The 14206-nt window shown below is 67.6% G+C and carries 15 protein-coding genes; 1 reads left to right on the top strand and 14 read right to left on the bottom strand.

Annotated elements, in window-relative coordinates; genetic code table 11:
• The first annotated feature begins 176 nt into the window (after positions 1–176).
• Positions 177–1370 (top strand): L,D-transpeptidase, encoded by a 1194-nt coding sequence (locus tag ACT3UN_RS10485; RefSeq protein WP_444657004.1) that lies wholly within the window; start codon positions 177–179, stop codon positions 1368–1370.
• Positions 1371–1402: 32 nt separating this feature from the next.
• On the opposite strand, the gene ACT3UN_RS10480 is transcribed toward ACT3UN_RS10485, so the two are convergent.
• From ACT3UN_RS10480 to ACT3UN_RS10415, 14 genes are all read right to left on the bottom strand, one after another.
• Positions 1403–1951, bottom strand: coding sequence for a flavin reductase family protein (locus ACT3UN_RS10480; protein ID WP_441582279.1), 549 nt, complete (start codon positions 1949–1951; stop codon positions 1403–1405).
• A 62-nt stretch (positions 1952–2013) separates the two neighbouring features.
• Entirely contained in the window at positions 2014–2634 is a 621-nt protein-coding gene (locus ACT3UN_RS10475; RefSeq protein ID WP_444657033.1) for an ABC transporter substrate-binding protein, read from the bottom strand.
• Positions 2586–2999 carry a hypothetical protein gene (locus ACT3UN_RS10470; RefSeq protein ID WP_444657003.1) on the bottom strand — a complete coding sequence of 138 codons (414 nt, stop codon included), beginning with the start codon at positions 2997–2999 and terminating at the stop codon, positions 2586–2588. The genes ACT3UN_RS10475 and ACT3UN_RS10470 overlap by 49 nt, the downstream gene beginning before the upstream one ends.
• A gap of 94 nt (positions 3000–3093) precedes the next feature.
• Positions 3094–4422, bottom strand: a complete 1329-nt coding sequence (gene efeB / locus ACT3UN_RS10465) for an iron uptake transporter deferrochelatase/peroxidase subunit (protein WP_444657002.1) — start codon at positions 4420–4422, stop codon at positions 3094–3096.
• Positions 4419–5564, bottom strand: a complete 1146-nt coding sequence (efeO, locus tag ACT3UN_RS10460; protein ID WP_444657001.1) for an iron uptake system protein EfeO — start codon at positions 5562–5564, stop codon at positions 4419–4421. The genes efeB and efeO overlap by 4 nt, the downstream gene beginning before the upstream one ends.
• Positions 5561–6400: an iron uptake transporter permease EfeU gene (gene efeU / locus ACT3UN_RS10455; protein ID WP_444657000.1), complete on the bottom strand. Its 840-nt coding sequence runs from the start codon at positions 6398–6400 to the stop codon at positions 5561–5563. The genes efeO and efeU overlap by 4 nt, the downstream gene beginning before the upstream one ends.
• Positions 6401–6591: 191 nt before the next feature.
• Positions 6592–7341 (bottom strand): ABC transporter permease, encoded by a 750-nt coding sequence (locus tag ACT3UN_RS10450; RefSeq protein WP_444656999.1) that lies wholly within the window; start codon positions 7339–7341, stop codon positions 6592–6594.
• Positions 7342–7349: 8 nt separating this feature from the next.
• Positions 7350–8105 (bottom strand): iron ABC transporter ATP-binding protein, encoded by a 756-nt coding sequence (locus tag ACT3UN_RS10445; protein WP_441579461.1) that lies wholly within the window; start codon positions 8103–8105, stop codon positions 7350–7352.
• Positions 8102–9226, bottom strand: a complete 1125-nt coding sequence (locus ACT3UN_RS10440; protein WP_301442383.1) for an iron chelate uptake ABC transporter family permease subunit — start codon at positions 9224–9226, stop codon at positions 8102–8104. The genes ACT3UN_RS10445 and ACT3UN_RS10440 overlap by 4 nt, the downstream gene beginning before the upstream one ends.
• Positions 9216–10235 carry an ABC transporter permease gene (locus ACT3UN_RS10435; protein ID WP_301442384.1) on the bottom strand — a complete coding sequence of 340 codons (1020 nt, stop codon included), beginning with the start codon at positions 10233–10235 and terminating at the stop codon, positions 9216–9218. Before ACT3UN_RS10435 ends, ACT3UN_RS10440 begins: the two co-directional genes overlap by 11 nt.
• 146 nt (positions 10236–10381) lie before the next feature.
• Positions 10382–11413 carry a siderophore ABC transporter substrate-binding protein gene (locus tag ACT3UN_RS10430; protein ID WP_301442385.1) on the bottom strand — a complete coding sequence of 344 codons (1032 nt, stop codon included), beginning with the start codon at positions 11411–11413 and terminating at the stop codon, positions 10382–10384.
• 398 nt (positions 11414–11811) lie between these two features.
• Positions 11812–12834 carry an LLM class flavin-dependent oxidoreductase gene (locus ACT3UN_RS10425; protein WP_301442386.1) on the bottom strand — a complete coding sequence of 341 codons (1023 nt, stop codon included), beginning with the start codon at positions 12832–12834 and terminating at the stop codon, positions 11812–11814.
• Positions 12835–12855: 21 nt separating this feature from the next.
• Positions 12856–13449 (bottom strand): HdeD family acid-resistance protein, encoded by a 594-nt coding sequence (locus ACT3UN_RS10420; RefSeq protein WP_441579460.1) that lies wholly within the window; start codon positions 13447–13449, stop codon positions 12856–12858.
• 87 nt (positions 13450–13536) lie between these two features.
• Positions 13537–14121, bottom strand: coding sequence for an HdeD family acid-resistance protein (locus ACT3UN_RS10415; protein ID WP_444656998.1), 585 nt, complete (start codon positions 14119–14121; stop codon positions 13537–13539).
• Positions 14122–14206 lie beyond the last annotated feature (85 nt).

Raw genomic sequence — 14206 nt, 5'->3', positions numbered from 1 at the left:
TCGCAGCACAGTGCAGACGTAAGATGACCTTCTAGACGCGGCCCGACCCTCACCTCGCCGGGCGCGGACGGGCTTCCGTGCTTCATCCGCGCCGCAGCCGTCGAAGACGACTTCACCACGACATTTCATCACCCCGGGGAGAGCTTCCGCCGGGGCGGAAAGAGACTGTAGACACCATGCACTTCCGATTCGGCCGTACGGGCCGAGTTATTCGCACCGTCGTGGCGGCGACCGCCGCCACCGCGCTGCTGACCACCGCAGCCTGCACCATCGACGGTGATGACGATACCGACACCGACCAGGTCGCTCAGAGCGGGACGTCCGACGACGAGGACGACGCCGTCGAACTCACCGCCAACGTCGACGACGAGGACACCGGCGTCAAGGTCGATGAACCCGTCACCGTGCAGGACGACGAGGGCATCGACTCCGTCACCCTCACCGACGGCTACGGCAACGAGGTCGAGGGGTCCTTCAACGAGGACGAGACGGAGTGGACCTCGGACGGCAAGCTGGAGTACTCCAGCACCTACTCGCTCGAGGCGAAGGCCGGCGACGAGAACCTGTCGACGTCCTTCACGACCTTCAGCCCGGATCTGCTGACCAACGCCTCGCTCGCCCCGCTGGACGGGTCGACGGTCGGCGTGGGCCAGTCCATCGCGCTGCGTTTCGACGAGGCCCCGGGTGACCGTCAGGCGGTCGAGGACGCGATCTCGATCCAGACCGAGCCGAAGGTGGAGGGCGCGTTCTACTGGATCACCTCCAACGAGGTGCGCTGGCGCCCGGAGGAGTACTGGCAGGCCGGCACCGAGGTCACGGTGGACGCCGACCTGGTGGGCAAGGACCTCGGCGGCATGTACGGCGAGGTCGACCGCGAGGCGTCCTTCACCATCGGTGACGACGTGCGCGCCGTGGCCGACAACGACACGAAGATGGTCACGGTGACCCGCAACGGCGAGGTCGTCAAGACGATGCCGACGTCGATGGGCATGCCCGGTCACGAGACCCCTGAGGGGATCTACCAGATCGGTGACCAGTTCGAGTCGTTGACGATGGACTCGCAGACCTTCGGTCTGGCGCTGGACGCCGGCGGTTACGTCACCGACGTGCAGTACGCCACGCAGATGTCCTACTCGGGCATCTACTTCCACGCGGCCCCCTGGTCGGTCTACGCCCAGGGCAACACGAACACCTCCCACGGCTGCCTGAACCTCTCGGTCGAGGATGCGCAGTGGGTGTACGAGAACCTCAAGCGCGGCGACATCACCGAGGTGCGGGGCACCGGCGGCGGCACGCTCGAGGGGTACGACGGCCTGGGTGACTGGAACATCCCCTGGTCGACCTGGTCCGCCGGCAACGCCGACGAGTAGGACGCAGGAGGTAGGACGCACCGCGGTGCGTCCTACAGGGGCGGCTGCCCGGTGGGGAAGCGGTAGAACTGGTGGCTGCGGAACATCAGGGGGGACGGTGCGGCGACGTCGGCGCAGGCGGGAGCCTCGCCCTGGCCGTCCGCACCGCGGATCACGTCGGTGACCTCCGCGGCGATCAGCGTCGCCTCGCCCAGCCGGATGGTGTCGACGGTGCGCGCGCGCATCACCGCCAGAGCGTCCTTCAGCATCGGTTCGCCGTGCGGGGCGGTGGACCAGCGCTGGTCCACGGTGAAGCGGCGGCCGTCGTAGCGGGAGAACTCGTAGGCGAGGTCGGCCTGCTCCTCGCTGAGGAAGTGGATCAGGTAGGAGTCGGCGGTGAGGATCGCCCCGGCGCTGCCGTCGCGCTTGGCCAGGGAGAACGCCACGGCCAGCGGGTCGACGGACAGGGAGGCGAGGCTGGAGACGGTCAGGCCCACGTCCTGCCCGTCGACGTGCGCGGTGACCAGCGCGACACCGGTGGGGTGGCGTCGGAACGCCGTGCGGAAACGGGCGGCGACGGAGTCGGGCTCAGGTGAGGACATGGTGACCAACCTACCGGTCTGGGACGGGGCGGGGACGGAGTGGGGACGGGGCTGGAAGCGCGTCAGGCCATGAACTTCTTCATGTCCGCCAGCACCCGGTCGGCGGCGACGACGGAGGCGTTGATGAACCACGGGTCCACGTCGACCTCGAAGGCGTGCCCGTCCTGCACGGCGGGCAGCCGCCGCCAGGAGTCGCTGTCGAGGATGTCGGTGGTGCCGCCGGGGAAGCTGTAGAACAGCCAGTCGGCGTCGAGGTCGCCGGCGTTCTCCTGGGCCAGCGGCCGGCTGGCGTTGTCGTCGAAGCGCTGGTTCTCCGGGCGGGTCAGTCCGGCGTCCTCGGCGACGATGCTGGCCAGCGCGAGGGTGCCGAAGTACATGTACTGGTCGCCCTTGGCGCGGGTCAGCGAGATCGTGTCGCTGGTGCCGCGCTGCTCGCCCCACTCCTGCGCCCGTGCCTCGTAGTCGCGCAGCAGTTCGTCGGCCTTGTCGCGGTAGCCGAGGGCGTCGCCGACGATGCCGAGGTCGGTCTTGAACCACTCGGAGCCGCCGTTGGTCTGCACCACGGTGCCGATGGAGGCGAGCTGGTCGTTGAGTTCCTGCGGGTTGCGCTTGTTCGACAGGATGAGGTCGGGCTTCAGTGTGGCGACCATCTCGAGATCGGGGTCCATGCGCTCGCCGACGATCTCGATGGAGTCCAGGTCGAAGTCCTCGTCGAAGACGTCGCGGATGTACTGGGGGATTCCGCGGCTGTCCGCGGCTGTCCGCGGCTGTCCGTGGCGTCCGACACCGCGACGGCGAGGCCGACGGGCAGCACGCCCATAGCCAGGCAGTGGTCCAGGTGTCCGGTCGACAGGGCGACCACGCGCGAGGGGTGCTCGCCGGACGTTCCCTGCGCCGCGCCGGACGCTGCGGCGTCGCCTCCGTCCCCGCCGGAACCGCCGTCGGACGAGGCGCAGGCGGCGGCGAAGGACGCCATGGCAAGGGTCACGGCGCCGCCGAGGAAGGCACGGCGGGGGAGGGTGCGGGAGGACGTCAGAACCTGGGGCATGAGCAGTAGGCTACGCTCGCCTAAGTACCTGTAGGAACGGGATTAGCCGGTGTTTTCACTGAGAAGTACCGTGTACCGCGCGCACTACAGGGCACTACCCGTCGAACAGTGCGGTTCCCCAGTCGGCGCCGTCGTCGCCCAACCCCGGCGGGCAGGCGAAGATCGCCTTGGACTCGTAACGCACGTACTCGTTCATCTTGTCCTTGTGCGCCAGCGCCATCTGCACCGGCGTGAAGTCCACCGACGGACGTGCCACGTAGGCGATGAAGAACAGGCCGCTGGACAGGTGGCCGAAGGAGTCCGAGCCCTCGATGAAGTTGTAGGCCCGGCGCAGCATGCGCGCCCCGTCGTTGTTGTCGGGGTGGGCGAGGAACACGTGCGAGTCGTGGGGGATCGCCGGGCCACCGGTGCCCAGGTACAGGTCGAAGGGTACGTCGTCGAACTCGTCGGTGGTGCCCAGCGGTGCCCCGGAGCCCTTGTAGCGGGCGAAGGTGTGCTGCTGGTCGTCGAGGATCTGCCGGTCCCAGACCTCCAGCAGCATGCGGATACGCCGCACGCACATGTACGACCCGCCGTCCATCCAGGAGCCCTTGCCGGACTCCGCCGGGCACCACACGTGGGTGTCCAGGTCGTCGGTCTCGTCGGCGAGGATGTTGCGGGTGCCGTCCTTGAACCCGAAGAGGTTGCGCGGCGTGGTCTCGTCCACGGTGGTCTTCGACGCCCGCCCGTAGCCGAGCTGCGACCAGCGGACCTCCACCACGCCGGAGCCGGCTCGGGTGAGGTTGCGTACGGCGTGCACGGCGACCTGCGGATCGTCGGCGCAGGCCTGGATCACGATGTCGCCGTCGCACAGTTCCTCGACGAGCTGGTCGCCGGGGAACTTCGGCAGGGCGGTGAGTTCGTCCGGCCGCCGGTCGGACAGGCCGAAGCGGTCGTCGAACAGCGAGGGGCCGAAGCCGATCGTCACGGTGAGGTTCGCCGCGGTCAGGCCGAGCGCCTCGCCGGTATCGGACGGCACGGTCACGCCGGAGGGGTCGCCGGAGGGGGTGTCCGCCGAGGTGTCGCTCAGCGCCCCGCCCTCGGTGGTCTCCAGGCCTTCTGCCATACGCTCGCCCATCGCCGTCCACTCGCTCAGGAGGTCGCGCAGGTCCTCGCGGTCGGTGGTGACCACGTCGAAGGCGACGATGTGCAGGTGCTCCTGCTGCGCGGTGGTGATCCCGGCCTGGTGGACGTCGCGGAAGGGCACGGTGTGCTCACCGCCGCTGCCGCCGCTGCCGCCGGCACCGCCGGCACTGCCGTCGGTCGAGCAGGAGCTCAACGCCAGGCCCCCCGCGCCGGCGGCACCCACGCCGGCCGCGCCGAGACCGAGGCCGGTCAGGAACGTCCGGCGGGAGAACGGGTGTGACGACCGGGATCCACTCACTGCGCGATGACCTCGGCGACCTTGGAGACCTGCTCGGTCAGCCGGTCGATGCCGGCGGAGAGCTCCTTGCGGTCCTTCTCGTTGACGGTGTCGTAGGAGACGAACCCGTCGCCCTCGCGGAAGGCGTCGAGCTGGGCCTGGACCTTGTCGACGTTGTCGTTGATCTCGGCGAGAAGGTCGGCGTCGCGGTCGTCGATGGCGTTCTCCAACGAGGCGATGGCAGCCTTCGAGCCGTCCAGGTTGGTCTGGAAGTCCCACAGGTCGGTGTGCGAGAAGATGTCCTCCTCGCCGGTGATCTTCGAGGTGGAGATCTCGTCCAGCAGGCCCTGGGCGCCGGTGGCGATCTGCACGGGCTGCACGGAGAAGTCGGACGCGGCGACGCCGTCGACGAGCTCGGCGATGTCGTCGACCAGCTGCTGGGCGTCCTGCTTGGTCTTGTCGGTGATCTTGCCGTCCTCCCAGAGCTGCTTCTCGATGGCGTGGAAACCGGTCCACTCCTGGCCGTCCTCCAGGTCCGCCTCGCGCAGGTCGATGCGCGGGTCGAGGTCGTCGGGGAAGGACTCGGCGATCGGCTCGATGCGCTCGTAGTAGGTGCGCGTCGGGGCGAAGAGCTCTTTGGCGGTGTCGACGTCGTCGTCCTCGATGGCCTGGGCGAAGGTGTCCACCGACTCCTGCAGCGCGGTGGTCTGCGAGCGGACGTAGCGCAGGTAGCCGTCCACCGCGGCGGTGAGCTGGTCGTCGCCCTCGGCCTGGGACACCGCGTCGCCGGTGACCTCGAAGTCGTGGGAGACGCCCTCGCCGACCATGCCGGGCTTGCAGGTCACCTGGTAGGTGCCGGCCTCGGGGATCTCGACGTGCAGGGTACGCGCGGCGCCGGGGCCGATGTTCTCCACCTCGCCGAGCACCCGGCCGCCGTCGGTGTAGACGTAGAACTCGGTGATCTTCGACCCGTCGTTGGCGATGTCGAAGGCGTTGTTGCCGGTGGTGCCCTCGTAGGAGTCGACGTCGCAGGAGTCGTCGGTGGCGGTGACGGTGTACGCCGTGGCGGAGTCGTCCTTGTCCGCGCAGGCCACCATCGACAGGGGCAGCGCCAGGACGACGGGGACGGCGAGGGAGGCACGGGTGATCCGGGAGATCTTCATGAGACGGTGGCTTTCTGTGCGGAGGAGTCGGAGTCCGTCCGGGAGCGGGCGGGCCAGAAGAACGCGGGAAGTGCGATGAGCAGGAAGAGCAGCCAGCCGGTGAACGCCAGCACCGTGGGCTGGGGCACGATGTTGAACATGCCCTCCAGCAGCGAGGCGTACCAGGTGCCCGGGGTGAGCACACCGGAGATGTCGAAGGCGTGGTTCGACAGGCCCGGCAGGACGTTGGCCTCCTGCAGGTCGGTGATGCCGTAGCTCAGGATGCCGGCGGCCACGACGATCAGCAGTGCGCCGGTGACCTGGAAGAACACGCCGAGGTTGATGCGCAGGACGCCGAAGTACATCAGCACCCCCAGGACCACGGACACCCCGACGCCGGTCATCAGGCCGGCGAAGGGGACGCCGAAGGCGCGGGTGAAGGACTCGAAGACCAGCAACGCGGTCTCCATGCCCTCGCGCGCGACGGCGACGAAGGCCACCGTGGCCACCGCCAGCGGCCCGACGGCGACCGCCCTGCCCATGCGGCCCTCGAGTTCGGCGGCGATGTCCCTGCTGGCGCCCTTCATCCAGATCAGCATCCAGACCACCAGTGCCACGGTGATCAGCGAGGCGATGCCGCCGATGAGTTCCTGGCCGACGGTGGTCAACGTCTTGGAGCCGAAGTTGATGACGAGGAAGATGCCGACGGTGAAGGCGAGGGCGGCGATGATGCCGGCCCACAACCAGGGGAACGAGCAGCGTTGCCCGGTCTTGTTCAGGTAGGCGGCGAGGATGATCACCACCATGGTGGCTTCCAGGCCTTCGCGCAGCCCGATCAGTGCGTTCGTGTAGAACATTGACGCGGCCTTCTTGGGGGTCCGGTGGAGAGCTGTGAGCGGCTATGAGCGGGGCTGTCACCGCATTAACTTGGGTGAGGCTCACCATGCTCGCCGGACCCGATTCTGATGATAGGCCTGGTGCGGAAGGCTTGGGAAGTAATTTCTGCGCGTAGGGGCTATCTGGGGGTGGAGGCCTGTGACCGGTAGGTTCAGGCCTTGTCGCGCGGACGGTACAGCGTGGGGGAGAGGCTGAAGGCGATGATCGTCGCGGTGACCGCGCCGGCGGCCATGATGCCGGCGAGCACCACGATCTGGAAGCGTCCTGCGTCCACGGGGCTCACGCCGCCGAAGATCGCGCCGACGAACGCGCCGGGCAGGGTGACCAGTCCGGTGGTCTTCGTCTGGTCGGTGGCGGGGATCAGGGCCTCCCGGATGGAGAAGCGGGCGATCTCCACGGTGGCCTGACGCGGGGTGGCGCCGAGGGCGAGCCAGGCCTCGACCTCGTCCCAGCGTTCCTCGGTGGCCTGGGCCAGACGCCGTCCGGCCAGCGTGGCGGCGGACATGGCCCCGCCGATGATGATTCCGCCGATGGCCAGGGCGTAGCGGGCGGAGAGCTCGATCGCGCCGGTGAGGAACACCACGGTGAGCACCACGCCCACCCCGGCGGCCATCGCCCCGGTGACCACGAGGAAACGGTACGGCGTCCAGCCGATGCGGTGGGTGCTGGTCGTGGCGGCGACGAAGAACATGACGACCAGGGCCAACCCCACCCACCGGGGGTCGGTGATGACCCCGGAGAGCACCACGCTGATCAGGGCCAGCTGGACCGTGCCGCGGCCCACGGCCACGGCGGTGCTCCAGCGGTGGCCCACCCCGGCCAGGGAGAGCACCGCCACGGCGACGGCCACCAGCACGGCCACGCCGAGCAGGCTGTGCCAGATCTCCGGGGTGAAGGTCATCGGGCCACTCAGAAGTAGTTCGCCAGGCGGCCGTACTCGGTCTCCAGCACGCGGACGTCGGTGCCGAAGATGTCGCTGAGCGTCTCGTCCTGGATGACCTCGTCGGGCGTGCCGAAGACGTTGACCTCGCCGTTGGTCATCGCGCAGATGTGGTCGGCGTAGCGGGCGGCGAAGTTGATGTCGTGCAGCACGATGATCACCGTGCGGCCCAGCTCGTCGCAGGCCCGGCGCAGCTGCTTCATCATCTGGACGGAGTGCTTCATGTCCAGGTTGTTCAGCGGCTCGTCGAGCAGCACGTACTCGGTGTTCTGCGCGAGCACCATCGCCACGTAGGCACGCTGACGCTGACCACCGGAGAGCTGGTCGAGGTAGCGGTTCTCGAACTCGCGGAGGTTGAGGAAGTCGATGGCCTCGGAGATGTACTTCTCGTCCTCCACGTTCAACCGCCCGTGGGAGTAGGGGTAGCGGCCGAAGCCGACCAGCTGGCGCACGGTGAGCCGGGTGACGAAGTGGTTCTCCTGGCGCAGGATCGACAGGCGCTTGGCGACCTCGCCGGACGCGGCGGAGGCGATGTCCATGCCGCCGACGGTGATGGTGCCGGTGTCCGGCTTCTGCAGGCGTCCGACCATGGTGAGCAGGGTGGACTTGCCGGCACCGTTGGGGCCGACCAGGGCGGTGACCCCGCCGGCCGGGATCTCGAGTGACACCGGGCCGATCGTGGTCTCGGCGCTGTAGGACTTGGAGACGTTGTCGATGGTGATCACAGGCGACCCTTTCGCATGATGAAGAACAGGAAGACGGTTCCGCCGACGAGCTCGATGATGATGGTCACGGCACCCTCGGCGTAGAAGAAGTTGCGCATGATGAAGTACGAGCCGATCAGCACGAGGTAGCCGACCAGGACGGCCACCGGGAGGATGAGGCGGTGGTCGTAGGTGTCGGTGAGCTGGTAGGCCAGCGTGGCCACGAGGAACCCGAGGAAGGTCATCGGGCCGACCATCGAGGTGGTCATCGCCATGAGGATCGCCACCAGCAGCAGCAGGATCATCAGCTCGCGCTTGTGGTTCAGGCCCAGGTTGCTGGCGGTGTCCTTGCCGAGGGCGATGACGTTCATCCGGCGGGAGCGCAGGAGCAGGATGAGGCAGGTCACCGCGACGACGGGGATGACGATCGGGAAGTTGTCGGTGTTGGCGTTGCTGATGTTGCCGAAGGTCCGGGCGGTGAGCACGTCGAACTCGTTGGGCTCCAGCAGGCGCTGCATGAAGGTCGACAGCGACCGCAGGCCACCGCCGATGACCACGCCGACCAGCAGCATCACGTGGATGTTGCCGAGCTTGCCGGACAGCAGCCAGCTGAACAGTGCCACGGCGAAGACGATCATCAGCAGCGACTGCAGGACGAACTGCCGGGTGCCGGTGAACGCGGCCAGACCCGCGGTGCCCAGGAAGAAGATCACGCCGGTCTGCACGGCGATGTACAGGGACTCGAAGCCCATGATCGACGGGGTGATGATCCGGTTGTTCGTCGCCGTGTGGAAGGCGACCGTGGCGAAGGCCTGGCAGACGGCGACGATGATCATCGTGATGATCGCGTCCGCGCGCATCCCGGCGATCTTCCAGTACCCCTGGGTGCCGAAGTCCATCGGGTTGCCGTAGCTCATGTGCGCGACGGTGAACCCGACGGCGGCCGCGGCCAGCACGCTGACCAGGATGATGTACCTGGTGCGCTGGCCAGGGTGCGAGAAGGGCCCGGAATGGCGTGCCGCCGAACGGACGTCGGACGCCTCGGCGGCGTCCGTGCCGGCCGCGGCACCGGTGTCGGCGCCGGCTGCGGCGCTGCCGGCGTCCGGCGCGGTTTTCTTCAGGACTGACTTCTTATCGCGCATAACGGCGGCTCCTCACCAGCAGGAAGACGAACACGACGGCGCCGAGGATGCCGAGGATCAGGGACACGGGCACCTCGAAGGGCATGATGACGGTGCGGGCGATGATGTCGCAGATGATCAGGATCCACATGCCGAGCATCGCCACCCAGGGCAGGTTCGAGCGCAGGTTGTCGCCACGGAACATCGAGACGATGTTGGGGACGATCAGGCCCAGGAAGGGCAGGTTGCCGACGACCACGGTGACCACCCCGGAGACCACGGCGATCATGAGGATGCCGAGGAACAGGACGCGCCGGTAGTTCAGGCCGACGTTGGTCGCGATGTCCTTGCCCAGGCCGGCCACGGTGAACCGGTCGGCGGCGATGAAGATGAGGACCAGGACCACCAGCACGATGAACAGGAGCTCGTAGCGTCCCCTGACCACGCCGGTGAAGCTGCCCGCGAACCAGATGCCCAGCTGCTGCAGCATGTCCGTCTTCAGTGCGACGTAGCTGGACACCGAGCCGACGACCGCGCCGAGCATGATGCCCACGATCGGCACGATCAGCGAGGACTTCAGCGTGACGCGCTGCAGGAACAGGAAGAACACGATCGTGCCGACCAGGGCGAAGATGATGGCACCGACCATGCGGGTGAGCAGGCTGGCACCGGGGATCATCACCATGGTGAGGATCAGGCCCAGGCCCGCCCACTCGGTGGTTCCCGTGGTGGTCGGTTCCACGAACTTGTTCTGGGTCAGCAGCTGCATGACCAGACCGCACATGGCCATCGCGGCACCGGCCAGTGCCAGCGCGATGGTGCGTGGCACGCGGGTGATGCCGAACATGTTCCACCCGTCCTCGGCGCCGCGGATGTCGTAGACCCCGATGAACAGGGAGCCGGCGATCAGCGCGAGGGTGAAGGCGATCCCGATGAGGATCGGCCAGGTGGTCCTCCACCAGGAGGCCTGCGGTGGCGGTGCCAGGGGAGGTGAGGCCTCCTCGGAGGCCGAGGACTGTGCGACGGTCATGGAGATCCTGTCTGTGGAGTGTCGCGGTACTGGTCACACGTGTGCGCCCGAGACGGGACGTCCCACGCAGTCACCTGCGGTGAGGAAGTCCCGTTCCCGGGCGCGTGCTCGACCCGGAAGGGGCCGTGCGGTTCTAGCTTGGGGGACTACTCCGAGTCGTGAGCCTCGAAGGCGTCGGCGATGGAGTTGAGGACCTCGGTGTAGGCCTCGATGTCCTCGGTGGTGTAGAAGTCCTGCGGGAAGTAGACGATGTTGTCCTCTTCCACGGCGGTGACGTTCTGCAGCGCCTCGGAGTCGGCGATCAGCTCGGCGGCGGACTCGTAGTCGGCCTCGTCGCGGGCGGAGGTGCCGCCGTCGCGGTCCAGGACCAGGATCCAGTCCGGGTTGGACTGGGCGATGGCCTCGACGGAGATGTCGTCACCCTGGTGGTTGGACGAACCGTCGTGGTCGTAGGACGGGGTCAGGTCCAGCATGTCGAAGACCGGGCCGACGGAGCGGCCGGTGGACGGTGCGGAGTAGTTGATGTCGCCACCGGAGGTCAGCAGACCCATGACGGTCTCATCCGGGTTGTACGCGGCCTTGGCGCGGTCCTTGGCCTCGTCGAAGTCCTCGACCAGAGCCTCGGCCTCGTCCTCCTTCTCGAAGACCTCACCGATCAGGTTGGTGATCTCCTTGAGGGTGTCCTCCAGGGGCTGGTTGTCCTCGCCCTCGGCGTCCTGGCCGAAGCTCAGGTCGATGATCGGGGTGTCCGGCAGCAGCTCGGCCATCTCGTCGTACTGGCTGGAGTAACGGTAGCCGGTGATGATGAGGTCCGGCTCCGCGGCGACGAGCTCCTCGAGGTTCGGCTCGCGGTGTGAACCGGTGTCGTGGATATCTTCGTCGTCGTGGTACTTCTCGATGGTGTCCGGGATCAGGGTGACCGGTGCGGAGACCAGGTCGATGTCCCAGTCGGCGAGGACCTGGAAGATGCGGTTGTCGAAGGCCGCGACGCGCTCGGGGTCGGCGGGGATCTCGACCTCACCGCGCGCGTCGGTGACGGTGCGGGTGTCGGAGTCGCCGTTGTCGGACGAGCTGGAGTCGTCGTCGGACGAGCAGGCGGCGAGTGCTCCCATGGAGAGCACGGCGGTCATGGACACGGCCAGCGCTCGGCTGGACCTGCGTCGGAGGATGGTGCGCATTCGGCGGATTCCCTTTCTTTGTCGGCCCCGTGCCCCGGGGTCAACGTCAGAAGGACCCGGGGGCGAGGCTCGAACTCACTGAGCGAAACTCGTTCAGCGGCAGCGTATCCGAGGTGAACGTGATGCAGCAAAGTGCACCCTAAGCAGAAGATAGGTTCGGGTGGGTTACCCGGGCGGGTGTGTCCGCCCGTGCGTGGGGTGTGGAAAGTACTTATGCCGAGGTCAGCATAGGGTGTCGCCGAAGAAAGGGGGGTGGGTCCGCGCGGAGCTATCGGGGGTGAAAATGAGGGGGAGCTCCGACGGGTCGAAAAGGTGCCTTTGTAGTGCAGGTATGAACTGACGCTATGGGCACTACAGGCGCTACAGGGGTACCCCGGCGCCCGTCGGGGGCGGCGTCGCTACGGGCGCGACAGGCCCCAGGAGTCGGCGAGGATCTCCATGGCCCTCAGCGATCCCTCAGTCGACGGCGACTGGATCGCCACCATCAGTTCGTCGGCCTGCGCGGTGGCGGTGAAGCCCTCGAGGTACTCGCGTACCTGTTCGCCGGTTCCCACCGCGGAATACTTAAGCATCGACAAGATCTGGTCAGCCGCCGGCGAGGACATCAACAGGTCGAGGTCCTCCTCGGAGACCTTGCGTCCGCGCAGGGCCATGGTCTCGACGCGGGCACGGCGGACCTTCTCGCTCTGTGCCAGGGCCTCGGCCTCGGTGTCGGCGGTGGTCACGTTCACCGCGGCGATCACGTAGGGCTCCGGGTGCTCCTTCGACGGCTGGTAGGTCTGCCGGTAGACCGAGACGGCCTCCTTCAACGCGTCCGGGGCGAAGTGGGAGGCGAAGGAGTAGGGGATACCCAGCTGCGCGGCGAGCTTCGCGCCGAACAGGGAGGAGCCCAGGACGTACACCGGCACGTGGGTGTCGGTGCCCGGGATGGCCGTCACGCCCGGCACTCGCGAGCGTCCGGCGAGGTAGCCCTGCAGCTCGCGGACGTCCTCCGGGAAGGACTCGGCGGAGCGCGGGTCGCGACGCAGCGCCATCACCGTGCGCTGGTCGGTGCCGGGGGCGCGTCCCACTCCCAGGTCGATGCGGCCCGGGTAGAGCTCGGCGAGGGTGCCGTACTGTTCGGCGATGACCAGGGGGGAGTGGTTCGGCAGCATCACACCACCGGAACCCAGCCGGATGCTGTCGGTCTTCGCGGCGATGTGGGAGATGAGCACGGCCGGAGCGCTGGAGGCGATCGACGACATGTTGTGGTGCTCGGAGTACCAGATCCGGGAGTAGCCCAGACGTTCGGCGAGCTGTGCCTGCTCCACGGAACGCAGGAAGGCCTCCCGGGAGGTCTCGCCCTTGAAGACGGTCGCGAAGTCGATGAGGGAGAGGGGGACGTGCTTTTCGGTGTTGACGTCATGGTCGTTGGTTGTCATGTCCACGACCGTACGCCCCGGTTACCGGCCCCGGCGCAACCTGATTCCGATGACCACGGACAGGATCCCGAACAGCAGGCCGTACACGCCGAGCAGCCAGGCCAGGGCGACCAGACCGCCGGTGGGCTCGGCCAGGGCCAGGCCGCCGAGCAGCACACCGAAGATGATGTTGAGCAGGCCGGTGGCCAGGCTCCATCCTCCGGCGCGGGACGCGGTGCGGGCGATGCCGGTGATGACCAGGCCCAGCGCCATGATCCACAGCACGGCCAGGGCACCGATCACGGCGAAGGCAACGGGGAAGAGCAGGATGGCGACACCGGCCACGGCGGTGACCACGCCGGAGAACATGGTGAAGCCCCACGCGGCGGCGTGGGAGCGCTGCTGGAAGGCCAGCCCCATCGTGCTGACGCCGTCGACCACGAGCCACAGGCCGATGACGAGACCCACCACGGTGGCGGTGCCGATGGGGAAGACGAGCAGCGCCAGACCGATGACGATGCTCAACCCGCCTCTCCACAGCAGCATCCGTCCGCCGGTGTCGCGGAGGTGCCGGCCGAGGTGAGGGCCGGGTACAGCGTAAGAACACTCGGAGGTGTCCCCAGGACGGGTAATCATGGCGACCGATCGTAGACCCGTCCGTGGAGACCGCACAACTCCTATGACGGACGCTGTGACGGCCCTGTCAGCGTGTCCGTCGGTACGTCAGGCGTTTTCCTTGTTCGACCTGCGCAGACGGACGGAGAAGATGATCGAGGAGATACCCATGACGAGGGCGAAGACACCGGCCACGATCGCCAGGGTCCAGACGTTGTCTGCGGGGTTGGTCAGGGACAGCACCAGCAGGACGAGACCGAAGATGATGTTCAGGATGCCGGCGGTGATGGTCCAGCCGCTGCGCAGCGCCTTGGGGATGTTCAGCTGGGAGATGCCGCTGAACACCAGGCCGATGGCCATGAAGATCAGGATGAACATCGCGCTGACGAGGGCGAAGATGCCCGGGATGAACAGGATCGCCACGCTGGCGATCGCGGTGATGATCCCGGCGGTCAACGTCCAGCCCCAGGGGGCGTCGGCCTTCTTCAGGTCGAAGGCCTCACCGGCGGCGACGAGGCCGTCGACGATCATCCAGGCACCGACGAAGATGCTGAGCACGATCGCCGAGCCGAAGGGGAAGAAGATCAGCAGCAGGCCGATGATGACGCCGAAGATGCCGCGCCACAGCAGGTACTGGGCGCTGCGCTTGCGGATCTCGGTGAAGATGGGGCCGAAGGTCGGGGTAGCGGTCACGGCACTGTCGCTTTCCGTCGTGTTCGCGCAGTGAACGCGCAAGGTTGGTTACCGTGTCAATAGTAGCCAGGGGTGAACCTGTGCG

This window comes from Corynebacterium sp. AOP12-C2-36, assembly GCF_052379185.1.
Lineage (GTDB): Bacteria > Actinomycetota > Actinomycetes > Mycobacteriales > Mycobacteriaceae > Corynebacterium.
Note: the sequence above shows the minus strand (reverse complement) of the source record. Positions and strands in the feature narration are given on the sequence as shown.

What these genes read in the sequence shown, in the direction of transcription:
- ACT3UN_RS10485 (WP_444657004.1), top strand. Translation starts at nt 177, where the DNA reads ATGCACTTCCGATTCGGCCGTACGGGCCGAGTTATTCGCACCGTCGTG.
- ACT3UN_RS10480 (WP_441582279.1), bottom strand. Translation starts at nt 1,951, where the DNA reads ATGTCCTCACCTGAGCCCGACTCCGTCGCCGCCCGTTTCCGCACGGCG.
- ACT3UN_RS10470 (WP_444657003.1), bottom strand. Translation starts at nt 2,999, where the DNA reads ATGCCCCAGGTTCTGACGTCCTCCCGCACCCTCCCCCGCCGTGCCTTC.
- efeO (WP_444657001.1), bottom strand. Translation starts at nt 5,564, where the DNA reads ATGAAGATCTCCCGGATCACCCGTGCCTCCCTCGCCGTCCCCGTCGTC.
- efeU (WP_444657000.1), bottom strand. Translation starts at nt 6,400, where the DNA reads ATGTTCTACACGAACGCACTGATCGGGCTGCGCGAAGGCCTGGAAGCC.
- ACT3UN_RS10450 (WP_444656999.1), bottom strand. Translation starts at nt 7,341, where the DNA reads ATGACCTTCACCCCGGAGATCTGGCACAGCCTGCTCGGCGTGGCCGTG.
- ACT3UN_RS10440 (WP_301442383.1), bottom strand. Translation starts at nt 9,226, where the DNA reads ATGCGCGATAAGAAGTCAGTCCTGAAGAAAACCGCGCCGGACGCCGGC.
- ACT3UN_RS10435 (WP_301442384.1), bottom strand. Translation starts at nt 10,235, where the DNA reads ATGACCGTCGCACAGTCCTCGGCCTCCGAGGAGGCCTCACCTCCCCTG.
- ACT3UN_RS10430 (WP_301442385.1), bottom strand. Translation starts at nt 11,413, where the DNA reads ATGCGCACCATCCTCCGACGCAGGTCCAGCCGAGCGCTGGCCGTGTCC.
- ACT3UN_RS10425 (WP_301442386.1), bottom strand. Translation starts at nt 12,834, where the DNA reads ATGACAACCAACGACCATGACGTCAACACCGAAAAGCACGTCCCCCTC.
- ACT3UN_RS10420 (WP_441579460.1), bottom strand. Translation starts at nt 13,449, where the DNA reads ATGATTACCCGTCCTGGGGACACCTCCGAGTGTTCTTACGCTGTACCC.